This window comes from Achromobacter sp. SIMBA_011, from assembly GCF_046535435.1.
GTDB classification, from domain to species: domain Bacteria; phylum Pseudomonadota; class Gammaproteobacteria; order Burkholderiales; family Burkholderiaceae_B; genus Achromobacter; species Achromobacter dolens.
Genome location: NZ_JAWRWN010000635.1, coordinates 1 through 264, shown reverse-complemented (window position 1 = coordinate 264; position 264 = coordinate 1). Strand labels below are relative to the sequence as shown.

General features: G+C 69.7%; 1 pseudogene. It reads right to left on the bottom strand.

Going from position 1 to position 264, the window contains the following annotated elements:
• Positions 1-238 (bottom strand): annotated as a pseudogene (locus SB816_RS32500) (amino acid ABC transporter substrate-binding protein); the annotation flags it as partial.
• Between the last annotated feature and the right edge of the window lie 26 nt (positions 239-264).

Sequence of the window (264 nt, the reverse complement as noted above, 5' to 3'; positions counted from 1 at the left end):
CGGCGATCACGCGATCGCACAGGTCCTGCGAGAAGCCGATCACCTTGCCGCTCGCGTCGACGTAGGAGAACGGCACCGACGTTTCGCGGTGGCCGATCGAGATCAGGCCGGCCTGCCGGATCTTCTCGAGCGTGCCGGACAGCGGCTCCGCGGCGAGCGACGTGCCGCACGCGAGCGCGCAGGCAGCGACGAGCAGGCTGCGGCCGAAAAGGGCGGTCAACCGGGGCGGGATGGTCATGGCAGGTCTCCGAATGCGGATGGCAG